At 44.4% G+C, this 26,242-nt stretch carries 24 protein-coding genes; 12 read left to right on the top strand and 12 right to left on the bottom strand.

The window, feature by feature from the left end; genetic code table 11:
* From QV280_RS01480 to QV280_RS01470, 3 genes are all read right to left on the bottom strand, one after another.
* Positions 1–558 carry a phosphatase PAP2 family protein gene (locus QV280_RS01480; RefSeq protein ID WP_152821416.1) on the bottom strand — a complete coding sequence of 186 codons (558 nt, stop codon included), beginning with the start codon at positions 556–558 and terminating at the stop codon, positions 1–3.
* Positions 559–693: 135 nt separating this feature from the next.
* Complete coding sequence (locus tag QV280_RS01475) at positions 694–3,801, bottom strand: efflux RND transporter permease subunit (protein ID WP_367869601.1); 3,108 nt, start codon at positions 3,799–3,801, stop codon at positions 694–696.
* Positions 3,798–5,114, bottom strand: coding sequence for an efflux RND transporter periplasmic adaptor subunit (locus QV280_RS01470; protein WP_152821418.1), 1,317 nt, complete (start codon positions 5,112–5,114; stop codon positions 3,798–3,800). Before QV280_RS01470 ends, QV280_RS01475 begins: the two co-directional genes overlap by 4 nt.
* Positions 5,115–5,821: 707 nt before the next feature.
* Between QV280_RS01470 and leuA the strand changes: the two genes are divergently transcribed.
* The 5 genes from leuA to QV280_RS01445 all read left to right on the top strand — a co-directional run bounded on the left by leuA (position 5,822) and on the right by QV280_RS01445 (position 11,506).
* A complete protein-coding gene (gene leuA, locus QV280_RS01465) occupies positions 5,822–7,372 on the top strand; it encodes a 2-isopropylmalate synthase (RefSeq protein ID WP_152821420.1) in 1,551 nt (516 codons plus the stop codon).
* Between the two features lie 71 nt (positions 7,373–7,443).
* Positions 7,444–8,535 carry a 3-isopropylmalate dehydrogenase gene (gene leuB, locus QV280_RS01460; RefSeq protein WP_152821422.1) on the top strand — a complete coding sequence of 364 codons (1,092 nt, stop codon included), beginning with the start codon at positions 7,444–7,446 and terminating at the stop codon, positions 8,533–8,535.
* A 53-nt stretch (positions 8,536–8,588) separates the two neighbouring features.
* A complete protein-coding gene (gene leuC / locus QV280_RS01455; RefSeq protein ID WP_152821424.1) occupies positions 8,589–9,995 on the top strand; it encodes a 3-isopropylmalate dehydratase large subunit in 1,407 nt (468 codons plus the stop codon).
* An 11-nt stretch (positions 9,996–10,006) separates the two neighbouring features.
* Positions 10,007–10,609, top strand: coding sequence for a 3-isopropylmalate dehydratase small subunit (gene leuD / locus QV280_RS01450; RefSeq protein ID WP_152821426.1), 603 nt, complete (start codon positions 10,007–10,009; stop codon positions 10,607–10,609).
* A gap of 96 nt (positions 10,610–10,705) precedes the next feature.
* Positions 10,706–11,506 (top strand): DUF547 domain-containing protein, encoded by an 801-nt coding sequence (locus tag QV280_RS01445; protein ID WP_152821428.1) that lies wholly within the window; start codon positions 10,706–10,708, stop codon positions 11,504–11,506.
* Positions 11,507–11,509: 3 nt separating this feature from the next.
* Here the strand turns inward: QV280_RS01445 and QV280_RS01440 are convergent, their stop codons facing one another.
* Both QV280_RS01440 and djlA read right to left on the bottom strand, forming a co-directional pair.
* Positions 11,510–12,055 carry a DUF924 family protein gene (locus QV280_RS01440; protein ID WP_152821430.1) on the bottom strand — a complete coding sequence of 182 codons (546 nt, stop codon included), beginning with the start codon at positions 12,053–12,055 and terminating at the stop codon, positions 11,510–11,512.
* A gap of 8 nt (positions 12,056–12,063) precedes the next feature.
* Positions 12,064–12,909 (bottom strand): co-chaperone DjlA, encoded by an 846-nt coding sequence (gene djlA, locus QV280_RS01435; RefSeq protein ID WP_152821432.1) that lies wholly within the window; start codon positions 12,907–12,909, stop codon positions 12,064–12,066.
* A gap of 148 nt (positions 12,910–13,057) precedes the next feature.
* Between djlA and lptD the strand changes: the two genes are divergently transcribed.
* The 6 genes from lptD to QV280_RS01405 are packed head-to-tail and all read left to right on the top strand — an operon-like array spanning position 13,058 to position 19,863.
* Entirely contained in the window at positions 13,058–15,499 is a 2,442-nt protein-coding gene (gene lptD / locus QV280_RS01430) for an LPS assembly protein LptD (protein ID WP_152821434.1), read from the top strand.
* Between the two features lie 48 nt (positions 15,500–15,547).
* Complete coding sequence (surA, locus tag QV280_RS01425; protein ID WP_152821436.1) at positions 15,548–16,858, top strand: peptidylprolyl isomerase SurA; 1,311 nt, start codon at positions 15,548–15,550, stop codon at positions 16,856–16,858.
* On the top strand, positions 16,848–17,834 hold the full coding sequence (pdxA, locus tag QV280_RS01420; RefSeq protein ID WP_023402512.1) for a 4-hydroxythreonine-4-phosphate dehydrogenase PdxA: 987 nt from the start codon (positions 16,848–16,850) through the stop codon (positions 17,832–17,834). The genes surA and pdxA overlap by 11 nt, the downstream gene beginning before the upstream one ends.
* Positions 17,831–18,634, top strand: coding sequence for a 16S rRNA (adenine(1518)-N(6)/adenine(1519)-N(6))-dimethyltransferase RsmA (gene rsmA, locus QV280_RS01415; protein ID WP_152821439.1), 804 nt, complete (start codon positions 17,831–17,833; stop codon positions 18,632–18,634). The genes pdxA and rsmA overlap by 4 nt, the downstream gene beginning before the upstream one ends.
* A 30-nt stretch (positions 18,635–18,664) precedes the next feature.
* Positions 18,665–19,045, top strand: coding sequence for a Co2+/Mg2+ efflux protein ApaG (apaG, locus tag QV280_RS01410; protein ID WP_152821441.1), 381 nt, complete (start codon positions 18,665–18,667; stop codon positions 19,043–19,045).
* Between the two features lie 14 nt (positions 19,046–19,059).
* Complete coding sequence (locus tag QV280_RS01405; RefSeq protein WP_152821443.1) at positions 19,060–19,863, top strand: symmetrical bis(5'-nucleosyl)-tetraphosphatase; 804 nt, start codon at positions 19,060–19,062, stop codon at positions 19,861–19,863.
* Between the two features lie 54 nt (positions 19,864–19,917).
* Here the strand turns inward: QV280_RS01405 and folA are convergent, their stop codons facing one another.
* The 7 genes from folA to rplU form a co-directional block, all read right to left on the bottom strand.
* Positions 19,918–20,406, bottom strand: a complete 489-nt coding sequence (gene folA / locus QV280_RS01400; protein ID WP_152821445.1) for a type 3 dihydrofolate reductase — start codon at positions 20,404–20,406, stop codon at positions 19,918–19,920.
* Positions 20,407–20,416: 10 nt separating this feature from the next.
* A complete protein-coding gene (locus QV280_RS01395; protein WP_023402508.1) occupies positions 20,417–20,893 on the bottom strand; it encodes a threonine/serine exporter family protein in 477 nt (158 codons plus the stop codon).
* Positions 20,890–21,657: a threonine/serine exporter family protein gene (locus QV280_RS01390; RefSeq protein WP_152821447.1), complete on the bottom strand. Its 768-nt coding sequence runs from the start codon at positions 21,655–21,657 to the stop codon at positions 20,890–20,892. Before QV280_RS01390 ends, QV280_RS01395 begins: the two co-directional genes overlap by 4 nt.
* Positions 21,658–21,776: 119 nt before the next feature.
* Positions 21,777–22,835: an FUSC family protein gene (locus tag QV280_RS01385; RefSeq protein ID WP_152821449.1), complete on the bottom strand. Its 1,059-nt coding sequence runs from the start codon at positions 22,833–22,835 to the stop codon at positions 21,777–21,779.
* Positions 22,836–22,947: 112 nt separating this feature from the next.
* On the bottom strand, positions 22,948–24,114 hold the full coding sequence (gene cgtA / locus QV280_RS01380) for an Obg family GTPase CgtA (RefSeq protein ID WP_152821451.1): 1,167 nt from the start codon (positions 24,112–24,114) through the stop codon (positions 22,948–22,950).
* A gap of 220 nt (positions 24,115–24,334) precedes the next feature.
* Positions 24,335–24,592, bottom strand: a complete 258-nt coding sequence (gene rpmA / locus QV280_RS01375) for a 50S ribosomal protein L27 (protein ID WP_017029046.1) — start codon at positions 24,590–24,592, stop codon at positions 24,335–24,337.
* Positions 24,593–24,611: 19 nt separating this feature from the next.
* Positions 24,612–24,923: a 50S ribosomal protein L21 gene (rplU, locus tag QV280_RS01370; RefSeq protein WP_017029047.1), complete on the bottom strand. Its 312-nt coding sequence runs from the start codon at positions 24,921–24,923 to the stop codon at positions 24,612–24,614.
* Positions 24,924–25,192: 269 nt separating this feature from the next.
* On the opposite strand from rplU, the gene ispB reads away from it, so the two are divergent.
* Positions 25,193–26,164 carry an octaprenyl diphosphate synthase gene (gene ispB, locus QV280_RS01365; protein WP_152821453.1) on the top strand — a complete coding sequence of 324 codons (972 nt, stop codon included), beginning with the start codon at positions 25,193–25,195 and terminating at the stop codon, positions 26,162–26,164.
* The last annotated feature ends 78 nt before the right edge of the window (positions 26,165–26,242 follow it).

The following is a 26,242-nucleotide window of genomic DNA, read 5'->3' as shown; positions in this document are numbered from 1 at the left end:
TTACACACCTATGATCGCCATAGCAGTAAAGGCACTAGCCGCTCCAAGCGCCACTCCCGCAACAATGTCGCTAAAGAAGTGCACACCGAGAAGAATTCTAGATAGCGCAATAAGGCTTGCCCAAACTACGGCGATAATCGCTAAAGTCGGGAAAAATATAGAAATATTAATTGCCATGATAGTGGCAGCAGCAGTATGCCCAGACGGCAAACTGTACTTATCTGAAGGTTCTATATAGTTAATGAATCGTGGTGATAATTCATGAGGACGACGACGACGAAAGCCATTTTTCACTAGCCAGTAAATCGGTAATTCAATGGCAAATGCTAATAGCCCGCAGGCTAAAAATAGACTTCCCGTCGCTGAATCGACAACGTAAGCAATTAAAGCCAATAATACATAAAGATGACCATCACCAGAGTGAGATACAGCTCTACTAATTTGGCTAACTCGATCCGCATATTTGTGTTCCATACAAAGTAGCGAAAACGTCAGGTCGAAACGAACAATAGGGTTAATGTGCTGTACATCTTGACGGTTAAAATCAAAGATACTCATATCCCTGCCTTACTCCCTTAATTTAGTTAACACCTAAACTAAGGAAGTTAAATGACAGAAAAGTGACGTTTTGTTTGCTTTGAAATTACATTTTCAGTGGTTTTTTCTTACCCGATGTAAGCCACTGATTTATAGTCAAATATCAATTGCTTCATGCTTTTTAATTTTGCCAAAATCAGCCAAAATTGTGTAAGCACAAGGAACCATAAACAGCACCAATATCGTGGAAGTGAAAATACCAAATACAATTGAAATAACTAATGGCTGAATTACCTGAGCTTGTAGGCTAGTTTCCAATAATAGAGGTAGCAAACCCGCTGCAGTGGTCATCGAAGTAATAAACACGGCGCGAAAACGCTCACGACTCGCTTTTACTACCGCATCTCGAACCTCATCACCTTCATCAATATGGAAGCGTATATATTGCACTAACAAGATTGAGTCATTGACCACGATACCAGCTAAGGAAACAAAGCCCATAATGCTTGGCATACTCATATTATGCCCAAGTAAGAAGTGGCCCCAGATAACGCCAATCAATGCCAATGGTATTGCTAGCATCACCACGAAAGGCTCTAGATAGCTACGGAACTGGTAACTGAGGATGGCAAACACGCCAAATAAACCAACTAAGAATCCTTTACCCATAGAAGAACTGGTCTTGTCGGTATCTTTCGATTCACCGTCAAAGTCCACTCGAATACCGGGGTATTCTTTTTGCAGTTTAGGCAGTTCTTGAGTTTTGAAAGTGCTGATGATCTCCCCAGAACTGGCTTTTGAGGTATCTAAATCACTAAATACCGCCACCGTTCTCATGCCGTTAATACGTTGAATACGCACGTAACTGCGCTGAAAATCAAAACTTGCAATAGTCCCCAGCGGGATTTGCGCGCCACTTGGCATAATGATTGGGAAGTTTTCTAGATGCTCTAGATTACCCGCTTCATCTTTATCTAAGCGCACTTCAATCTTGATATTTTCTACGCCAACTTGGATCTCATCAGCAGTTTGACCATAAAAAGCGCCGCGCAATTGGCTGGCAATCATTTGCCCATTAACGCCGTAGCTTTCAGCGCCGGGACGCAGTTTAACCAGCACCTCTTCTTTACCCATACGCATATCATCAAGCACGCCGTGCACGCCATCAAACTCATTCAAGTATGACTGTACTTCGTTAGAGGCCGCTTTCAATGACTCTAAGTTGTCGTGCTGCAAACGAATCTCGATAGCACGTCCACCCGGCCCCATAGTAGGCTGTTTGTAGACTAGGGATATCGGTGTAGCTAATTCCCCCACATCACTGCGCCACGCATCAATAAACTCATCTAATACCGTGTTTCGCTCTTCTGCGCCTAACAAGTCTAAACGTACGGTCGCAATATGCGGCCCTGATTCATCCGCATCAGCATTGGTGTTGTAACTAGTGGTGATATGCTGAATGAGTGGCACGCCATTTTCTACTTTTTCAGTCCACTCTTTATCCAGTTTTTGCGCTGAGTTAACCAAACGGTCGACGACGATTTCGGTCTGACTTAATGTCGAACCCGGCGGCAAAATAATACGTGCTTCGGCGATATCCCCATCTAAATCGGGGAAAGGTACAAATTTCAAAAAGCCGCCTGCGAGCAAAGAAACCGAAATAAGTAACGCTGCCACAACTGAGCCCATAAATAGGTAGCGATATTCCACCACTTTGTCCACTGCGCGCACCAAGGTGCCATTGCGGAACTCATCAAACTTTCTTAAAAAAGCGGTTTTAAAACGCAGATCAGGGCGCTCTTTTTTCGCTCTGTGCAGTGAATGAGCTAAGTGATGAGGTAAAATCAAGAAGGCTTCGATTAGGCTCAAACTCAGTACTAAGATTAAGACTTGTGGCACAGCTTTTAATACTGCCCCCATCTCTCCGTCCAAAAAGAGCAAGCTACCAAAAATACACACTGTGGTAAGGAATGAAGAAACCACCCCCGGAAGCACTTTTTTAACCCCTAAGTGCACCGCATCATCGATACTCTCCCCCCGGTCTAAATGGGCGGCAATCGACTCGGCAATCACTATCGCATCATCCATCATGATACCGATAGCCATTAATAGCCCCACCAAAGACATAATGTTAATTGAAATGCCTAGGTTAGCCATCATGAACAGCCCACCTAAGAAGGCAACGGGTAAGCCTGCCGCAACCCAGAAAGAGTAACGTAAACTAAAAAACAGCCACATGGTAACAAAGACCAGCGCAATACCTTGCCAGCCATTACGCACCATCATGGTTAATCTGTCCCACAATACCGATGACAGATCATTAGTCATGCTAATCGTCACACCTTGCGGTGCAACAGCCCTTTGCGCCTCAACAAAACGCACGACATCGTCTTTGATTCTTAACGCATCATCTTCTTTGTTCTTACTGACTTTTAAAATGGCTGATGGTTTGCCATCAAACAGCACTTTTTGCTCGTCTAACTCAAAACGATCGGTAATTTTAGCGATATCGCGCAGTCGTACCGCCGCGCCATTTGGACCAGAACCCACCACAATATTTTGCAGCTGTTCTGGCGTCACTTGTCTTTCATCAAAACGAATCAAAAAATTCTTCTGCGGCGTTTCAATGTTACCGCTCGGCAATTTGACGTTTTGCTTACCAATTTGAGAAGCGATATCACTGACATTTAAACCCAGCTGACGCATCGCATAAGTATTGAGCTCGACCCGATATTCATGATCAGAAAAACCCGATACATCAACCAATGAAACGCCATAATCAAGCTTCATGATCCGCTTTAGCTTCTCAGCATACGCTTTAAGATCAGGCCAATTCATATCGGCTGTGATAGCGACATCAACCACAGGTTCATTCCAGTCAAGCTCACGCACAACCGGAGATTCAATTTCATCGGGGAAGTCATTGATGGCATTGATCTGCGTCTGTACATCCACCAGCATGCGTCCGATATCAGCAGAGCCATTAAGCTTTAATACTAAGCTGGCACTGCCTTCTAAAGCATCACAGGTACTTTCTTCAATATTGGATAGACCATCGACGGCATCTTCCATACGCACACACAAGCTCTCTTCAACCTCTAAAGGCGAAGCGCCCGGATAGGCAATTGAAGCAATGATGTACGGCGGCGAAAATTCAGGAAACGTTTCACGCTTAATAGTAGGTAGCGATAGCACACCCACTAAAAAAATCAGTAGCATCAATAAATTGGCAGCCGTTGGATGCCTTGCAAAAAATCGGATCACGCCGCATCCTCCGCAGACTTAGCCTCATCAGCCACTTTTTCCAGCTTCAGCTGCATTCCAGAGAGCGCCGGTAATAGATCATTTAAAATTAAGCGATCTTCTGCTTTAAAATCACCGCTAACGATCACTTTCTGATCGCGGCGATATTGCACCGAAACTGGCAAGATCTTCAATTTGCCATCTTCAAACAGATACACTTTATTGCCATGCAACGCCATTTCCGGGATAACCCATTGTGGTGATTGCACACCTTCTATTTTAGCGCGTAACAACATGCCACTGATCATGGACGCTGTTGGCGTTGGCATACCTTTCGCACCTTGTTGGATCTCCAAGATCACACCAATGGTGGCGTGAGTAGGATCAACGGAGTCGCTAACTCTAGTCACTTTTGCAGGCCAAATCGCAGTATAACTTCCACTAGAAACACTCACTGAGGCTTGTAAGCGAGACAAGTCAGGAAAACGAGCATCGGCACCTTGCTTATCCGCTAAGCTCTGCGTCAATAACTGCATATCATGAATCGACACTTGCGCTTCGACTTCCATCACATCTAACCCTTGAGCGGTCAGCATATTTTGTTGCAGGTTGACCACTTGGTTGAGCTCAATATCAACCGAGGAGATACGTAAATCGCGAGGCAGAACAATACTGGTTTTTGCCAGAGCGCGTTCAGCTTCTTTAACTTTGGCTTTATTGACCTCAACCAAGGCTTGCGCGACTTTTCTTTCATCTGGATAAAGCGTGACTTTGTTTTCACTGTCTTGCACCAGTTTGCGCTGCGCAAGATACGCTTGTTGCTGAGTATCCACATCAGATTGCGAGGCTACTTTTTTGTTTCTCAAATCTTGCAGACGTTTTAATTCGGTTTCCGATAACGTAAGACGATTTTTCTCTATCGCTAAACTGCTTTTATTGTTGCTAAACTCTATGGCTAATTTTTTAAGCTGGGTTTCACTAGAGCTCAAATCGGCTTTTGCCTGCACTAGCTTCAACTCATAATCAAGCGGATCGATTCGCAACACTTCAGTCCCCGCCTTAAGCACTCGACCACGCTCAAGGTTAGGATTTCGATAAACCACTTTACCTGATACTTCAGCAATGGCAGTCCATTCAAATTTGGCAGACGCTTGCCCAAAACCAATCGCTTCTGGTGCTATTGGCGTCAATTTCATCGCCATTACTTTCACCGGCTTTGCCCTATCTCCAGCAGGCTTAGTTGGAACTTGTGGGCGGGTTTCTATGGCCACGATTAAAATAATAATTCCAACGATAACAGCGGGAAAGAACAGTAGCTTGCGATTAAATTTCATGAATTAGAATCCTAGTTTCTAGCCAGTTTGCTTCATCATCCAAAATGAGAGAACACTGAAAGTATGCTGAAGCAACACTCTTTAAATACGAATGTTGCTTACTAATTGAGGTCGACACGAGTGTAATAATATCGAAACATTAGTGAGTTTACTCATGCTTTTTAGTTCACTGAGAAAAGTCGTTATATTTCATCATCTAACTCACTAACAGGAGTGTACTCACTCAAGCCCTAGCCCTTAATTTTCACTGCATAACAAAGCATGAAAAAGTACCGCAACCAGCAAAAAAACCTATTTTTATACACGCTAGTCATACGTACGCATATATAAAAAGAGTAAGCCGACCAATGAAACATAGATAAAAGAAATACAAAGCCATCAAACCCATAAGCTCAAGCTATTCAATCACTTGCAACAAGATAACCAGCAATACTTCTGCAATTTCACAATCTATATTGAATGTTTTTTCAACTTTCCTCTTGACGATTGTAGTCAAATCGCGGTATTAATTTGTTAACTTCATTGATGGATTGTTTTTTAAAATGAAATTCGTTGTTTCAACTTCACTACTGCTCCTCCTGATCGTGACATAAACACGCGGGTTGCTAGTGGGCGAAAAACACCACCAAGATGAACAGAAACCCGCAACTTAGATGCGGGTTTTTTTGTATATAAATTTAACGATAACGCTGGAAAAGGAAGCCAATATGAGCGATCAAGTCATTATCTTTGACACCACACTACGAGATGGTGAACAGGCACTTTCTGCAAGCCTAACAGTTAAGGAAAAATTGCAAATTGCCTATGCTCTGGAGCGATTGGGCGTAGACGTTATTGAAGCTGGCTTTCCTATTTCTTCGCCAGGTGATTTTGAATCGGTACAAACCATTGCCAAACACATCAAGAACAGCCGCATTTGTGCCCTATCTCGCGCAATGGCCAAAGATATCGATGCTGCGGCAGAAGCGTTGAAAGTCGCTGACCAGTTCCGAATTCATACTTTTATCTCAACATCGACTGTGCACGTACAAGACAAACTTCGCCGTAGCTACGACGATGTGATTGAGATGGGTGTCAATGCCGTTAAACACGCCAGAAAATATACAGATGATGTTGAGTTTTCTTGTGAAGATGCCGGTCGTACGCCAATCGATAATCTATGTCGCATGGTAGAAGCGGCAATTAATGCTGGCGCGAATACCATCAACATTCCCGATACCGTCGGCTACACAGTGCCAAACGAATTTGGCGGTATTATCGAAACCCTATTTAACCGCGTACCTAACATAGATAAAGCCATTATCTCTGTTCATTGTCATGACGACTTGGGCATGTCCGTTGCCAACTCAATTGCCGCTGTACAGGCTGGTGCTCGTCAGGTGGAAGGCACGATCAACGGCATTGGTGAGCGTGCGGGCAACTGTTCACTAGAAGAAGTGGCGATGATCATCAAAACGCGCGAATCCTTCTTGGGCGTACAAACTAATTTCAAACACGATGAAATTCATCGCACCAGCAAACTGGTCTCACAGCTTTGTAATATGCCAGTACAAGCCAATAAAGCTATTGTCGGCGAGAATGCCTTTAGCCACTCGTCAGGCATTCACCAAGACGGCATGTTAAAGAACAAAAACACCTATGAAATCATGACTCCTGAATCCATAGGTCTTAAAAACCAAGCGCTTAACTTAACCAGTCGCTCTGGTCGCGCTGCGGTGAAAAGCCATATGGACAGCATGGGTTACAAGGAAGAAGAATATAACCTTGATACCCTATATGCAGACTTCTTGAAGTTGGCTGATAGCAAGGGGCAAGTATTTGATTACGACCTAGAAGCATTGATGCACTTCGCTAATTTGCGAGATGAAGATGACTACTTCAAGTTGAACTACTTGAGCGTTCAATCCGGCAGCATCATGGCAACCACCAGTATCAAATTGCTATGTGGTGATGAAGAAAAATGCGAAGCCGCAGTAGGTAATGGTCCAGTTGATGCCTTGTATCAGTGTATTTATCGCCTAACGGGTTACGATATTGTATTAGATAAATTCCACCTAACCGCTAAAGGCGAAGGTGAAGATGGTCTAGGTCAAGCCGATATCATCGCTAACTACAAAGGTCGTAAATATCACGGTACAGGTTTGGCAACGGATATTGTTGAAGCCTCAGGACAAGCATTACTACACGTGATTAACAGCATCCATCGCGCAGACCAAATTGAAGAAATAAAGCAGAAGAAACACACAGCAACAGTTTAAACACTATCACCTCCTCTTACGCAGCATCTAAGAGGAGGAAACCAACATATAAATTTAAGGAAGACCATTTCATGGCAGATAAATCTTACAAGATTGCCGTACTACCAGGTGACGGTATTGGCCCAGAAGTAATGCAACAAGCTCATAAAGTATTGAATGCAATTGAAAGTAAGCATTCACTTAAGTTTGAGCGTGACGAATTTGACGTGGGTGGCATTGCTATCGATAACCACGGTTCACCACTACCACAATCAACACTAAATGGTTGTGAAGCCGCTGATGCGATCTTATTTGGCTCTGTGGGTGGCCCTAAATGGGAAAACCTACCCCCAAACGATCAGCCTGAACGTGGTGCTCTACTTCCTTTGCGTAAGCATTTCCAACTGTTCTGTAACCTTCGTCCTGCACAAATTCATAAGGGCTTAGAAAGCTTCTCTCCATTGCGTGCTGATATCTCAGATCGTGGTTTTGATATTGTGGTGGTACGTGAACTTACTGGTGGCATCTACTTTGGTCAACCAAAGGGTCGTGAAGGTGAAGGCGCAAATGAAAAAGCGTTTGATACCGAAGTTTACCACCGCTACGAGATTGAGCGTATTGCGCGTATCGCCTTTGAATCGGCTCGTCTACGTGACAAGAATGTCTACTCCATCGATAAAGCTAACGTTCTACAAAGCTCTATTCTTTGGCGTGAAGTGGTAGAAGAAGTGGCTCAGGAATACCCTGATGTTGAGCTTAAGCATATGTACATCGATAACGCCACTATGCAGCTTATCAAAGACCCGTCGCAATTTGACATCATGCTATGTTCAAACATCTTTGGCGATATCATCTCTGATGAATGTGCCATGATCACAGGCTCTATGGGCATGCTTCCTTCTGCAAGCTTAAACGCGAGCAACTTTGGTTTATACGAACCTGCTGGCGGCAGTGCACCTGATATTGCTGGCAAAAACATCGCTAACCCAGTCGCGCAAATTCTATCTGCGGCACTGATGTTGCGTTACAGCCTAGGCGAAGAAGATGCGGCTAAAGATATTGAAAATGCTGTCTCGAAAGCATTAGCCGCAGGCGAACTTACTGCCGACCTTGCCGGTGACAAACCCGCTCTAAGCACCTCTGAGATGGGCGATAAAATTGCTGAGTATGTTTTGAACTCTTAACCAATAGATGAGTTTCCTTGGCAAGTAAATTGCCAAGGAAAAAGGAAGTAACAATGGCTAAAACTCTATATCAAAAAATCTATGATGCACATATTGCGGTAGAAGCTGAAGGCGAAAACCCTATCTTGTACATCGACAGACACTTAGTGCACGAAGTGACCTCACCACAAGCGTTTGATGGTCTGCGTGAAAAAGGTCGTCGTGTACGTCAAACCAGCAAAACCTTCGCCACCATGGATCATAACGTCTCTACAACCACCAAAGACATCAATGCCTCTGGTGAAATGGCGCGCATCCAAATGGAAACCTTGTCGAAAAACTGTGGTGAATTTGGGGTTCGTCTTTATGACTTAAACCATAAATATCAAGGCATTGTACATGTTATGGGCCCAGAGCTTGGTATTACTCTACCGGGCATGACCATTGTGTGTGGTGACTCACATACCGCCACTCACGGCGCATTTGGTTCTATTGCCTTTGGTATTGGTACCTCTGAAGTTGAGCATGTGTTGGCTACTCAAACCCTAAAACAATCTCGTGCAAAAACCATGAAGATTGAAGTAAAGGGCAAGGTTGCACACGGCATTACCGCAAAAGATATCGTATTGGCGATCATCGGTAAAACGACCGCTGCTGGCGGTACGGGCTACGTGGTTGAGTTCTGTGGCGAAGCGATTACCGACCTTTCTATGGAAGGCCGTATGACCGTATGTAACATGGCTATCGAGCTTGGCGCAAAAGCGGGATTGGTTGCTCCAGACCAAACCACCTTTGATTACATCAAAGGTCGTAAATTTGCCCCAACAGGTAAAGATTGGGATGACGCGGTTGAATACTGGTCAAGCTTGAAATCGGATGCTGACGCTGAGTTTGACGCTATCGTTACCCTAGAAGCTGCTGATATCAAACCTCAAGTCACTTGGGGAACTAACCCAGGTCAGGTAATTTCAGTGGATACGCCAATTCCTAACCCAACTAGCTTTACTGACCCAGTAGAAAAAGCATCTGCGGAAAAAGCCTTGGCTTACATGGGACTAGAAGCCGGTAAATCTCTTTCTGAATACCCTGTCGATAAAGTGTTTGTTGGCTCTTGTACTAACTCTCGTATCGAAGATATGCGCGCGGCGGCGAAAGTTGCCGAAGGTCGTAAAGTCGCTGAGCACGTACAAGCACTTATCGTTCCTGGTTCTGAGCAAGTAAAAGCGCAAGCAGAAGCGGAAGGGCTAGATAAGATCTTTATTGCCGCAGGCTTTGAATGGCGCTTACCGGGCTGTTCTATGTGTTTGGCAATGAACAATGACCGCCTTGGTCCACAAGAGCGATGCGCTTCTACCAGTAACCGTAACTTTGAAGGTCGTCAGGGTCGTGAAGGCCGTACACACTTAGTTAGTCCAGCAATGGCGGCAGCGGCAGCTATCGCTGGTCATTTTGTTGATATCCGCACTTTTGAGCAGCAGTAAGGGGAAATAACATGTCAGGTTTTAAACAACATACGGGCTTAGTTGTCCCTCTTGACGCTGCCAACGTCGATACCGATGCCATCATTCCAAAACAGTTTCTACAAAAAGTAACTCGCACTGGATTTGGTCAGCACTTGTTCCATGACTGGCGTTTTCTTGATGATGCAGGTCAGCAAGCTAACCCTGAGTTTGTCATGAACGAAGCACGCTATCAGGGTGCGAGCATCTTGCTTGCACGTGAAAACTTCGGTTGTGGTTCTTCTCGTGAGCACGCCCCATGGGCACTGGCGGATTACGGCATTCAAGTCATGATTGCGCCAAGCTTTGCGGATATTTTCTACGGCAACTCTATCAACAACCAAATGGTACCTGTGCGCTTGACCGAAGCGGAAGTGGATGAGATTTTCACTTTTGTAGAAGCCAATGAAGGGGCCGAAGTCACGGTTGATTTAGAAGCTATGTTAGTGACAGCAAATGGCAAACAATACAGTTTCGAAATTGATGAGTTTCGTCGTCACTGCCTACTAAATGGTTTAGATAACATTGGCCTAACTCTGCAACATGCAGACAAAATCACAGAATATGAGCAGAATATCCCTGCATTTATGCGTTAATCATTATTCGCTGAAATAGAACCTATGCTTAAAAGGTCTTGTTGATACAAGGCCTTTTTTATTGGGTTTTTCTTTGCAATCGAGATGGAGAGAGATATGTCAAAGGTATGGATTCTGATTCTTGCACTGTTTTCCTACAACAGTTTCGCCGCGCCCAAATCTGAGCTTTGGTCATATTGGGATGTGCATAGCCAAAGCCAGCAAAGCATTGATCATAGCCAGTGGCAGTCTATTCTAGATACTTATCTTGTTATCCAAGGGGACTTGACGCTATTTCGCTACGCATCTATTACCACGGCTGACAAACAGCGCCTAAAAAACTATCTCTCATCACTGGCGAGTATTGACCCCCGACAATACTCCAAAGCTGAGCAATATGCGTACTGGGTTAATTTGTACAATAGCTTAACCATACAGCTCATTCTGGATAATTACCCCGTCAAATCCATCACCAAATTAGGCGGTTTATTTAGCTTTGGTCCATGGGATGACAAACTGATCAGCGTGACAGGAAAATCTTTAACGTTAAACGATATCGAACATCGAATTTTACGCCCTATCTGGAACGACCCTCGCACTCACTACGCCGTCAACTGTGCCAGTTTAGGTTGTCCGAACCTGCAACCTCAAGCCTTTACAGCGCAAAATACTGAGCAACTACTTACACAAAGCGCCAAAGTGTTTATTAATAGCGATAAAGGGGTAAAAGTCAGTAACGGTGCGCTACAACTCTCATCGATTTACGATTGGTTTGCTGTGGACTTTGGCGGTAAAGATGGCGTTTTGCAGCACATCGCGCAATACCACGATGACTTAGCCACCGCAGATAATCTTGCCACTTTTAATGGCAAAATCACTTACGACTACGACTGGCAGTTAAATGAGACAGCTAAATAGAAATTAGAAGCTAGAGCCGGGCTGAGAAAGGAAAGTCAGCTCTTCAGGGGTACTGACTCGGCCTAAGGTTTGGTTACGATGAGGATATCGGCCAAAGCGCTGTAAAATAGCCGTATGTTGCAGGTGAAATTCTCGGTTATTTTTAAGATCACTTTGGGTAAATAACTGCAAGCCATGCTGATGAATAAGTAAAGACTCACTATGCATGTAAGGCATATACAGAAAGCTTCTTTGTGACAAAGGTAGTGTTTTATCAACGCCAAGAGAAACCGCTTCTTGCGCCAAGGCTAACGCCAACGAATCATTAGCAAAAGCGAGCGCTGATTGCCGGTATAAATTGCGTGAAAATTGATCGAGTACGATAATCTCCGCTAAACGCCCACTAGCGGAGGCGCGCCAATCAGCAAGCTCACATTGCACAGCTTGCTGATGTAGCGACATAAAACGCTGTTTGATCTGCAGATCAACATCTGGATTGGAGCGGAACCAATCTTGTGGTTCCAACTCTGTAAACCAATAGTGTAAGACGTCGCTATGACTCAATGTCATCAATTTACCTATTTAAAGTTTCTCTCTTTCTTAACTACATCATAGGCGTGTTGAATCTCTTGTGCTTTTTCTTTTGCCACTTCCAGCATCTCAGGCGGCAAGCCTTTCGCTGAAAGTTTGTCTGGGTGATGTTCATTCATCAGCTTGCGATAAGCTCGTTTAATCTCTTTTGGTTCCGCCGAGGCTTCGACACCAAGGATCTCATAAGCCGCGGCCAATTGGTCTTGAGTGGTCGCTTGCTGCTGATAACCACCACCAGAATGCTGACCACCAAAGCCACCGCTTTGCTGGAAACGATACGCCGCTTCTTGCATTTTTAGACGGCGCTCCAATTGAGCCGCGCTAAAGCCAAGCACCTCAGCAACAATGTGTAACACATCGCGCTCTTTAGGATGCAAACTACCATCGGCGAAAGCCGCTGAAATTTGTAGCTCAAGGAAGAACTGCGTTAAATCATGTCTGCCACGGCTAATTTCGCGTACTCGATTTAGCACATCACGCAGCGGGAACGAGGCCGACTTACCTTGACGAAATGCCTCTTGAGCGGTTCGTCTTTGGTTTTCATCCAAGTTCATACGTTGCATCATGATGCTTGCAAGTTGAATTTCTTGCTCGGTAACTTGACCTTTTGCCTTAGCAACATGCCCCATCACCGAAAACGCCGCTTGGAAGAACTCCGCTTGTTGCGCTGGATTTGCGCCTCTTTGGAATCCACCAAAGCCACTTTGACGAGCTCGACTTAATGTTTTTGCTCGATCAAATCTATGTCCAATGTACAGCCCGAGTAGCGCGCCAAACGCTCCACCGAACAAAAAACCAAAAAATGCGCCTAATATTTTGCCAAAAAAATGCATGCTTTTTCTCAATCTACTAATTTTTATAGAGTAATGTGCTCTTTTAGTGCCTGATGCTCCAAATTCTATTATCATAAGGAACATTCTGCCGAGTAAACGGTCAACTACAGTCTACGGACTTATTCATCATCAAGGAAGTTTCTATTCGATGTCAAAATTTCCCCGCACCTGGCTAGCTCTTTCTATAACCACTGCGTTGTTGGTTACAAATGCGCAGGCGGAAACTAGTGTGCAGGAGAACTCCCCTGAAGATCAAGGATCGGTTGCAAATGTTGATCTTAATGACTCTCAGAATGACTCCACAGACAATTCAACACCAGAGCAAGATTCAGCTCCTGCTGCTGAGTTGACCGCACTGCTTTCTGCAGCCAAAGACCAAACCTTTGATCTGACGTCACAGTGCCTACCTCCTGATGATGCCGACCAAGCAAACTCGCTACCGACCAATGTTGAAGCTGATTCTCTTGATGGAATCAATGGCAAAGAAGCCACTTACAGCGGCAATGTAGAAGTGACACAAGGCAACAAACGCCTTGATGCCGATAGCGTTACTCTCTATCAAGAGCAAAACACCATAGTTGCCAAAGGCAACGTAAAAATGGCCAACGGTCAAATCAAAACGGTTTCTGATACAGCTACCACCAACCTTGATACCGATGTTACTACGCTAGAAATGGCCAACTATCAGTTGCTATGTCAAAACGGACGTGGTGATGCCAAGGTGATTCGTGCCGAAGGTAAGCTGTATTATGAGTTGAAAGATGGCTCAATCACTTCTTGTCCAGAAGATGATGACTCATGGCGCTTGGTTTCATCCTCAATTGAAATAGACCAAGAAGCCGAAGAAGCGACGCTGTATAACCCGCGCTTTGAAATCCAGAAAGTTCCTGTTTTTTATCTACCATGGCTAACCGTGCCTATTGGTGATAATCGTAAAACCGGCTTTTTATATCCAACGGTTGCTTATGGCACCAGTGACGGCTTTGAGTTAGAAGTCCCGATTTATTGGAACCTTGCGCCCAATTATGATTTAGAAACTACGTTCAAATATATGTCTGAACGTGGATTACAAACTGACGCTAAGTTTAGATACCTGAGTGACTGGGGTCGCGGTCAGATTGACGCTCAATACCTAGCTGACGACCAAAAATACCCAGAGCTCGGCGATCGTTGGGGCTTTGGCTACAGCCACTATGGTGTATTTGATCGCAACTGGAAACTGGAAGTTGACTATGCAAAAGTCAGTGACATTTATTACTTTAGAGACATCTCATCGAACATAGGTGAGCGAGAAGACGGACAATTACTGCAACAAGGTAAAGTCTCTTATCGTAATGAGCACTGGGACACCAGTTTATTAGTGCGTGATTTTCAGCTGTTATCCACTACGACCAACCTCCCTTATCGGATGTTGCCGCAGTTGAGTGCGCACTATTTTTATCCTCAGCTGATGCCGAACCTCGATTTTGACGTGATCAGTCACATCACACAGTTTTCTACCGATGATGCGCGTAAAGTAAAACCAAAAGATGCTACCCGTGTTCATATTGAACCCGGTTTGACCGTGCCACTGAACACCACTTGGGGCAGTTGGGAAAGCGAAGGGCGTTTATTAGGCACTTATTACCATCAAGACCTAGATGATATTACCGATCCTAAAAACCTCGACTCGGAAGTGTTCCGCTCAATCCCAGAGTTTCGTAGTACCGGTACATTGTTTCTTGAGCGAGATACCACTTTCATAGATGGTTACACCCAAACTCTAGAACCTAAAGTGCAGTATTTGTATGTACCGTATGAAGACCAAAGCAATATTTACGACTACGATACTACCCTGCTGCAAACGGACTACTATGGCTTGTTCAGAACTCGTAAATACAGTGGCGTAGATAAAATAGCGGCCGCTAACCAAATTAGTTATGGTGCCACGACTCGTTTTTATGACTCTAGCTACAAAGAGAGAATGAACCTCTCCTTTGGCCAGATCTACTACTTAAACACAGATTCTAGCGATACAGATACCGCTGATTCTAACTACTCTGCTTGGGCGATTGAAAGTGACTTTAACTTCAATGACTACCTCTTCTATCATGGCGGGTTGCAATATGATATTAGCGCAGAAGAAATACAGTTAGCCGATAGCACCATTGAATACCGTCAAGGTGCTGGATACATACAAACAAACTATCGCTATGTCACCAGAAGTTATCTTGATAAGACCGTAGGTAGCTCTATCAACCTAGATAACATCACCACTGATGGTATCTCGCAAGTGGGTTTATTAGGCGGATATAAGATCAATAAAAACTGGAATGTTAACGGTCAGTACTTCTACGATACGACTGAAAACATCATGCTAGAAGCATTGGCTCGCGTCACTTATACCTCTGATTGTTGGTATGTGGGTATCACCTACACAGACCAATTGCGCTCATGGGATAATGTCGGGATTCATACTCCAGGGCCTGAATATGAAGAGAATATTAGCTTCAATATCGGCATTATTGGATTTGGCACTAATTTTGGAACAGATTATGGTGACGGAGGTAACGCTCTAGGTTACGGTCGTCCTTTCTATTTGAATAACTAAAATTTCACTGGAATACACCGGTGATCATTAAGATGTATTGGAAAACAAATGAATATGTTTAAACGACTCATTGCTTCGATGATCCTAATACTGATACCTGCTATGACTGTAGCGGCGCCAGTTGAATTAGACCGAGTAGTAGTAATCGTTAACGATGGCGTGATTTTACAAAGCGATATCGATAGTGCGATGAAAACACTTAAGCTCAACGTCCAAGAAAATAAACAGGCACTTCCTGAAGGCGACGTACTTAAAGAGCAAGTCATCGATAAGTTGATTATGGATGAACTGCAATCACAAGAAGCCAAGCGTATTGGCGTGCGCATTGACGACAATCGCCTTGATCAAGCCATCCAAAGCATTGCGGATAAAAATAATCAAAGCCAAGCTCAACTGTTGGCGAGCGTGAAAGCAAAAGGTCTTAGCTACACTGAGTTCCGTGAGCAAATTCGCACCGAAGTGGCTATCTCAGAAGCGCGTAATGCGTTGGTGCGTCGTCGCATCAATATCCTACCGGCAGAAGTCGAAACATTGGCTGGCATGCTAGCCAAAGAAACCAATAAAGATGTGAACTACGACATCAGTCATATCCAACTGCGTTTCAATGATGATCAATCTAAAGCCGAAGTGGAAGAAGAAGCCAATAAGCTAGTCGAAAGACTGAAAAATGGTGAGAAATTTGCCGATCTCGCTATCGCATATTCAAAAGGCCCAAAAGCCTTAGAAGGCGGTGAGTGGGGCTGGATGCATAAAGAAGAAATGCCTACCATCTTTGCAGACCAAATCACCTCGCAAGGTAAAGACGCCATTATTGGTCCTTTCCGTAGCGGTATTGGTTTTCACATCTTAAAAGTGAATGATGTTCGAGGGCTAAAAACCGTTGCCGTAACCGAAGTTAATGCACGTCATATCTTGATTAAAACCTCCGTTATTTTGAGTGATGAAGGCGCTAAACGTGAGCTGTATGATTTCATTCGTAAAATCAAATCTGGTGAAGCTACCTTTGGTGAGCTAGCACGACAATACAGTGCCGATACAGGTTCTGCAGCAAATGACGGTGAACTTGGCTACCAAACACCGGATCTATATGTACCTGAATTTAAACACCAAGTAGAAACACTGCCTGTTGGTCAAATCAGTGAACCATTTGAAACCGTGCATGGCTGGCATATTGTTGAAGTGCTAGATCGTCGTCAAGAAGATCGCACCGACAGCGCTATGACTAATAAGGCTTATCGCATTCTGTTTAATCGTAAGTTTAACGAAGAAGCCTCAGCGTGGATGCAAGAATTAAGAGCCAGTGCTTTCATTGAAAGACTCGACAAACAAGATTCTGAAGAGGCTGACGATGCATTGTAATCGAATCATAATTACAGCCGGTGAACCTGCCGGTATTGGCCCAGATCTTGTTTTATCGTTAGCCGATAATCCTTATCCGCACCAATTAGTGGTGTGCGCCGATAAAGAGATGCTACAACAGCGCGCACAGCATCTTGGTATTGAGGTCGACATTGTTGATTATGATGCCAATAGCAAGCCAACACCGCAGCAAAAAGGCCAATTGGTGGTAGAACACATTCCATTGGCGCAACAGACCGTAATCGGTCAACTCAACGAAGCTAACGGCCATTATGTTCTAAAAACCTTAGAAAGAGCCGCACAAGGCTGTATGAATGATGAGTTTGCCGCTATAGTTACCGGCCCCGTGCACAAGGGGGTCATTAACCGAGCTGGTGTTGCCTTTAGTGGGCATACCGAGTTTTTCGCTGAGCAATCTGATACCCCTATGGTGGTGATGATGCTAGCAACAGAAGGACTCAAAGTTGCGTTGGTGACGACACACATTCCATTGGCTTATGTGTCAAAAGCAGTAACCGAAGAAAGAATCGAGCAAATTATGCAGATTCTACATAAGGATATGGTCACTAAGTTTGCTCTGCCAAACCCTCGCATTTATGTGTGTGGATTAAACCCTCATGCGGGAGAAGACGGCTGTTTAGGGCAAGAAGAAATCGAAACGATTTCTCCCACTTTAGATAAGCTAAGAGAACAAGGTATGGACATTGTTGGTCCACTACCTGCAGACACCATTTTTAATCACAAGTATCTAGAAGATGCTGATGTGATTTTGGGTATGTACCACGACCAAGTACTTCCAGTGCTAAAATACAAAGGCTTTGGAAGTTCCGTTAATATTACTCTGGGTCTACCCTTTATAAGAACCTCTGTCGATCATGGTACAGCCTTAGATTTGGCCGGCACAGGTAACGCGGATACAGGCAGCTTCCAAACGGCACTGTCCCACGCGATTGAATTAGTTGAGAAAAAACAATGAGAAATGATGTCCACTTAGGACACAAAGCGCGTAAACGTTTTGGTCAAAACTTTCTAAACGACCCGTACATTATCGACGGAATCGTTTCATCTATTAACCCACTACCAGGCCAAAACTTGGTTGAGATTGGTCCAGGCCTAGGCGCAATTACTGAGCCTGTGGGTAAATTAGTTGATAAGTTAACCGTAATTGAGCTAGATAGAGATCTGGCTGAACGCTTACGCAATCACCCGGATTTAAGCTCTAAGCTGACTATCCATGAAGGTGATGCTATGCGTTTTGACTTTACCCAATTGGTAAAGCCAAACAATAAGTTACGTATTTTTGGTAACTTGCCATACAACATTTCGACCCCTTTGATGTTCCATTTGTTTGAATTTCACAAAGACATCCAAGACATGCACTTTATGCTGCAAAAAGAAGTGGTGAATCGCTTAGCAGCAGGCCCAGGCACTAAAGCCTATGGTCGCCTAACGGTTATGGCGCAGTACTACTGTAAAGTAATGCCAGTACTGGAAGTGCCACCAACAGCATTTATACCACCACCGAAAGTAGATTCAGCTGTCGTGCGCCTAATGCCATACGAAGTATTACCGTACCCAGCAAAAGATCTAAAATGGCTTGATAGAGTGTGTCGTGATGGCTTTAACCAGCGTCGCAAAACCATTCGTAACTGCTACCGCTCACTGATTAGTGCAGAAGTTATGGAGCAGTTAGATATCAACCCAAGCATGCGCCCAGAGAACCTCACTCTGAAACAATTTGTCGATATGGCCAACTGGCTTGCAGACAATCACTAAGGTTTAACCACCTTAGCAAGGAGACCGAATATGGACGTTAGTCAACCTTGTATAAAATGTCATGTGCAAACTAAATACATAGAGGCGCAATCTGAAGCAGAGAGCGGCCACTATGTATTTATTTACATGATCACCATAAAAAACCTCAGCCCCACCCCTGTACAACTGCTTTCCCGATACTGGCTAATCACCGATGGTGACGGCAAAGAAATAACGGTTGAAGGTGATGGCGTGGTCGGAGAGCAACCTGTCATCGATTCTAATGACGATTACTCCTACACCAGCAGTACTGCGTTAAAAACCCCTGTCGGCGTGATGCAAGGCCACTATGTCATGCAAACCGCAGAGGGTAAGCGCTTTCGAGCTCAAATATCCCCATTTAGCCTTTCTGTACCTAATATCATTAACTAATTTGAGGCCACAACTTGTCTAACTATCTCGTTGGCGATATCCAAGGCTGCTTGGATGAACTCCTTTTATTACTTGAACAAGTTCACTTTAACCCAGAGAAAGACACACTGTGGGTCGCCGGTGATCTGGTCGCGCGCGGGCCAAAATCACTAGAAACATTACGCTTTATTCGAGATTTAGGCGATGCTGCCAAAGTCGTTTTGGGTAATCATGACTTACATCTTATTGCCGTTTCACTCGGTATTCATAGCGCGAAGCCAAGAGACAAAACCCAACCTATTTTAGACGCTGAAGATTGCGAGCAACTGATCGAGTGGCTTCGCCAACAACCTTTGCTTGCCGAGCATCCTGAATTTGTAATGAGCCACGCTGGGATATACCCTCTATGGGACTTATCGCAAACCAAAGCCGCCGCCGCCGAAGTAGAATCGGAATTGCGTGGGGAGAATTGGCAGTCACTAATACAACAAATGTACGGTAACTCACCCGATATTTGGCACCCTTCCCTGCAAGGAATGGAACGTCTGCGCTTTATCATCAATGCCTTCACCCGCATGCGTTATTGCTACCACGATGGTCGCTTAGACATGGCCAGTAAGTTGCCACCGGATCAAGAAGATAAGAGCAAGTTACTGCCTTGGTTTGAACTTACTCAGCGCAAACCTCTATCGAAAAAAACCATTTTTGGGCATTGGGCGGCATTGATGGGTATCGACGCGCCACAAGTTATCGGATTGGATACAGGCTGTGTGTGGGGGAATTATATGACGTTACTCAGATGGGAAGATAAGCGCTACTTTACTCAAGCAGCGCTTTAAAACTGAGAATTTATATCTAGATTTATATCGATAGGCTGATTAAGTTCAGCTTATCTACTTTTCTACTTTATCTAAAACAACAAACTCCATAGCATGCGCATTTTTCTCATCAGCGGCGAAGGTTTCACTGTAGCTTTGCGTCCAATGCTCACCCCAATCAGGAAATTGCGTATCTCCTGCCACTTCTAAATCGATATGAGTTAAATACAGCTTGTTGGCTAAAGGTAAGCAGTGCTGATAGATAGAGCCGCCGCCAATAATCATCACCTCGGCTTCGTCTGCAACTAACTGTAACGCTTGCTCAATCGAAGTGACCGTAGTGACACCGTCAATTTGTAACTGCGAATCACGGCTAATCACCAAGTTATGACGCCCCGGTAAAGGACGACCAATAGACTCATAGGTTTTACGACCCATAATCACAGGCTTACCCATAGTGCACTTTTTAAACCAAGCAAAATCTGCTGGTAAATGCCACGGCATTTGATTGTCTTTACCGATAACACGGTTGTGAGCCATAGCGGCAATCATACTAATGATCATTGATGTTCCTTTAAACGATAGGACGACGACGATAAATAAACAATCCAGGCATAGCGAGCCCAACTGCAAGTCCTGCAATGATAAACATTGCGGTCAGGAAATTCTCTATCAAACTGGCAAATAATACTGGGGTATAGCCTGTTTGGTTAATTTCTACCATCGCTATCATGGCATTAAAGGCATACACCCCCGGAACCATAGGGATCATAGCCGCCACGGTGAACACTTTTGGATGCGCCAAAAAACGACGTGACCAAATCACACCAATAAAACCTACTAAGGTAGCGGCAAACAAAGTCGCCCATTCTATAGGCATGCCAAAGTGCATCATAAAGAAACGCGAACCATGCCCAACAGCGCCACCTAAGGCACAATAAAAAAGCGCATTCTTAGGGACATTGAATACCAACGCAAAGCCGACCGCAGGAATAGCGGCAAAAAACATGTCATCGATTAGTGCGAGTAACAATGAAAAGAACTCATTCATAGCATCACCCCAAACATACCCAGCACGCCACTCACTGCCACAATTCCTAAGCAAGTAGCAAGTGTCAGTAAACTGCCCATCACAAAGCGGGCAATACCCATATTGATATAGCCTTTTAGCACATCAGCCACAGCATTTATTAAGGGGAATCCGGGGACTAGCATCAACACCGACGATGCCATAACAACATTTGGGCTGTTGCCGATTTCAAATACAACCGCTTGCGCGGATACAAAGGTAGTCACAAAGGCGGTGACGGCGAAGTTGAGCATAGGGTTGAAATGGCGATGACCAATCTCTTGTCGCACAACCATACCGATGGCTGAGGCAATAAAGGTCATGCAAAACACCGCTTTATCCCCCCCAGCAAGGTGGCTAAAGGAGGCACACGATAAGCCAATCATGAATACAACGAACCAACGATTGTAACGCTCAGGGGTGATCTTATCTAACTTCTGCTGCGCCAAATGATGATCGAGTATGCCTTTTTCTAGCATGATGCAAACACGCTGAACTTCTGTTACCACACGCATATTTATGCCTCTATCGGCACAACGACGAGCTGTTGTCATACAGTGTTCACTGGTCACAGTCGTCACGACAAAAGAGTTGGCACACAAAGAGACTTCAACCTCGTCCATGCCACACGCTAGGCCAATACGTTCCATGATGCCAGCAATTAAGGCGCTTTCTGCACCATGGGCATGTAACATTTGACCAGCTTGAGCAATGAGGCGGGAGATAGAGCGTTGTTCTGATTCCATTCTTGCTTTACAAATCGTTTAAAATAAAGCCGATATTCTATTGGGTTTGCCTAAAAAACTATACCCGTAATTGAATTTTAATTGATTGAAAACAACCAATATTGCATATAAAGATACCGTTAATGCTCATGTGAGAGATTCAAAGCTAAAACAAGCAGCTTTTTTAAATCCCCTAAATCTTCAATCAACTTCAAGTTAAGCCATACATAACCGTAGATATTCGACTCTTCACCGCCTAGCTCCGCAATATTGCTTTTTAATTCTCGGGTGATCTCATCGATATCTTGCACATTCAAACCACCTCGAATTTCACCCTTTTCTACTAAATAGGCAAGGTCTTGCAACTCCTGCTCTATCTGCTTCTGGCAACTATTCAAAGACTTAGACCACAACATATTCAGATGACTTTCCCTATCGCTCCAATACGAGTGATTAAGTAACCCTATGGTGTTCAATAGGTTTCGCATTTGGTTGTTAATGGCATCTAGCAACTGACGCTTCAGTTTGGTTTCTTTTACCGAGGGGGAAATAAGGGTATTAATCACCGTCATTTGTTTCATGATGATGCTTTGATAAGGCTCTAGGCTAGGTTTTTCTAATACATTTGGCGAGTATGAAAGATGGTAAACCTTAGAGAAATTGGTCAGTGTGTTGGCGGTACGTAAACGCCAATGTATAAAGGCGCGTTGCGGATGAATAAGGCAAAACAGTACTGCAATAATACAGCCAAGAGTCACATCTAAGCCGCGCCAAACCGCCACATCAATATGGGTATTCGACGAGCCGACTGTCACCCCTAAGGTGATCCCAATTAAGATCCCAACATAGGGTCTCTTTCCTAACGCAAAGTAACCACTAAGAAAGATAACAATCGAGCACCACAGGTACATCAACAACATAGAGTGCTGACTCATCGCCAGACCTAAGATCCCTGAAACCGCACCGATAGTTGTACCTAATACTCGGTGCCATGCTCGTGGTAATACGTTGCCTAGATAAGACATAGGACCAATAACCACAAATAAGGTAATCAAGATCCAAGAACGCTCAGGTAGCGCAAAGTAGGAGGTAACAAACAGGGTAAAAACAAAGGCTACCGCAATTCGAATACCGTGCACAATGCGATAATTAGCGAAAATAAACGCGTCAAGATCAGAAATCTTCTTGTTCAGATACATACTCTCATATCCTTGAGATGAAACTGTACAGCCAAATAAAAAAAGAGCCTGAATAAGGATTCAAGGCTCTTTTTATTATGTTTATAAATCAAATGATTGTCTACAGAAGATACTAATCACGCACGTAGATTACGTGGCCATCATCTTCTTCATCGTCATCCCAATCATCGTCGTCTTCAGTCACGACATTGCTGCCTGACATTGCATCTTTGTGGTAGTCATCCCACATGAAGTCAACTTTGTCTTCTTCTTCAATCTCTTCCGCTTCGCGAGGTAGATTGTCCATGAAGTCAGCCAGTTTGTAACACAACTCTTTAGTACCCTGCTTGTTGATCGCAGATACTTTGAAGTATTGATCTTCCCAGCCTAGCGCATCCAAGATCTGTTGGATCTTTTCGTTCGCTTCATCTTCTGGCATAAGATCCACTTTATTGAAGACTAGCCAGCGCGGTTTGTTCAGCAACTTCTCACTGTACTGCTCTAGTTCATCAATAATGGTCAATGCATTTTGTACTGGATCACTTTCATCGATCGGCATGATGTCGATCATATGCAGCAGCACGCGACAACGTTCCAAGTGCTTCAAGAAGCGAATACCAAGGCCCGCACCATCTGCTGCGCCTTCGATAAGTCCAGGAATATCAGCCACTACGAAGCTCTTCTCCGGAACTACACTGACTACGCCTAAGCTAGGAATAAGAGTGGTAAACGGATAATCCGCTACCTTTGGTTTAGCCGCAGAAACTGAGCGAATAAAAGTAGATTTACCTGCGTTTGGTAAGCCAAGCATACCTACGTCAGCCAACAGCAATAGCTCTAAACGAAGTTCACGAACCTCGCCTTTAGTACCCATTGTTTTTTGACGAGGTGCGCGGTTCACTGAAGACTTAAAGCGTGTGTTACCTAAGCCATGCCAACCACCTTTAGCGATCATAACTTTTTTGCCGTGCTCAGCCACTTCGCCGACAGTTTCATTGGTATGAATATCAACGGCGCGAGTACCCACAGGCACTTTAAGAGTCAGATCTTTACCACGTTTACCGGTACAGTTACCGCCACGACCATTCTCACCACGATCAGCGGCGTAGAAGCGCTGGAAACGGTAATCAATCAGTGTGTTAAGGTTTTCGTCAGCTTCAAGGTAGATATCACCACCGTCGCCGCCATCGCCCCCATCAGGACCACCTTTTGTAATAAACTTTTCACGCCAGAAACTTACGATGCCGTTACCGCCATCACCCGCTTCTACCTTTACTGTTGCTTCATCTACGAATTTCATTTCTCACTCCGTATTGGTGTGAATACCCGACTGGATCAAATGTAGCAGATCCAATTGTGTTTGGTTCTAGGTATCTGGGTGCTAGACCCTAGGGGTTATCAATCATCATAAGAGACCGATATCATCTCTAGGACCCAGGACCAAGAAACCGAGTACCTATAAAATAAAAAACCCCGCCTAATTGGCAGGGCTTTTGAATTCAGCTTGTTCTAAGTAATAATTACTCAGAATCGATGCTTACAAATTTACGGTTCTTAGGACCTTTAACTTCAAATTTCACTTTACCTTCAGTAAGAGCGAAAAGAGTGTGGTCTTTACCGATACCAACGTTGTTACCAGCGTGGAATTTAGTACCACGTTGACGAACGATGATGTTACCCGCTAGAACTGATTCGCCACCAAAACGCTTAACACCTAGGCGTTTGCTTTCTGAATCGCGACCGTTACGAGTAGAACCGCCAGCTTTTTTGTGTGCCATTGTTTAACTCTCCTAAAACTTAAGCGTTAATGCCAGTGATCTTCACTTCAGTGAACCACTGACGATGACCTTGTTGCTTACGAGAGTGCTTACGACGACGGAACTTAACGATTTTTACTTTATCGCCACGACCGTGCTTAACCACTTCAGCTACAACTTTACCGCCCTCTACAAGAGGAGCACCAACAGTGATTTCTTCACCGTTTGCGATCATAAGAACTGAGTCAAACTCAACAGTTGCACCAGTTTCAACGTCCAATTTCTCTAAACGAAGAGTTTGGCCTTCGCTTACACGGTGTTGTTTACCACCAGATTGGAAAACAGCGTACATATTTTACTCCGCTTTTTCCGCACAGCCTTTGCCTGTTTTGGGCAGTTTGGGTGTGCGCTAACTAATTTATCAATAGGGCGCAGATTCTACGTGAACGCATCACATAAAACAAGCCATATTTTAAAAAAATCGGCGAAAAGATAATCGCCACATAAAAGTGTGAGAATGATGCCTTTTACAGCTGTATTTAGCAACGTTTTTTAGTGTAAAATTCGACATTAATTATCATCTTAGCTACCCCTTTGTAGCAACTCAAAACCGGAAGTATCATGGACTTTAGTGCTATCCAGGACCTCACTGCCGACGACATGGCAAAAGTAGATCAAACAATCCAAGCTCAATTAAACTCAGAGGTCACTCTGATTAATCAACTGGGTTACTACATTGTCAGTGGCGGTGGAAAGCGTCTGCGCCCTCTCATCACACTCCTAGCAGCCCGTGCGTTAGGTTACCAAGGTGAAGGTCATATTACGGCAGCTGCGTTCATTGAATTTATCCATACGGCGACCTTGTTACATGATGATGTAGTAGACGAATCAGACATGCGACGCGGCAAAGAAACCGCGAATGCAGCCTTTGGCAACGCACCTAGCGTACTGGTGGGTGATTATATTTACACTCGCTCTTTCCAAATGATGACCAGCTTAGGATCATTAAGGATCCTTGAGCTAATGAGTGAAGCGGTAAACGTCATCGCCGAAGGGGAAGTTCAGCAATTAATGAATTGCAATGATGCTTCTACAACAGAAGAAAGCTACATGCAGGTGATTTACTCTAAAACGGCTCGTCTGTTTGAGTCAGCCTCTCAGTTATCCGCTATTTTGGCAGAAGCGAGCCCTGAGATGGAAACGGCCATGCAAACCTACGGTCGCCACCTTGGCACCGCATTCCAGCTCATTGATGATGTATTAGATTACACCGCTGACGGCAAAGAGATGGGCAAGAACGTGGGTGATGACCTAGCAGAGGGTAAACCTACCCTTCCGTTGCTGTACGCTATGCAAAATGGCTCACAGGAACAAAAAGAGATGATTGTTGAAGCCATCGAGAAAGCCAACGGAATGGATCGACTAGAAGAAATTTTAGCCGCTATGCATCAAACTGGCGCTCTAGAATACACCACTAAAGTCGCAAATCAGGAAGCAGATAAAGCGATTGCCGCGTTAGCTAAACTGGCTGACTCCCCTGAGAAACAAGCGCTTGAAGCACTGGCGCACCTTGCAGTGAAACGCAGCAAGTAATCGCGCTCAGCATTAATTGCGCTTGGCGTCGATCGCAAGCACGATATCTAACAAATAAAAAGCGGATCATCATGATCC

This window comes from Vibrio sp. B1Z05, from assembly GCF_052955985.1.
The sequence above is the reverse complement of the archived record's forward strand: the minus strand, read 5'-3'. Positions and strand labels throughout refer to the sequence as shown.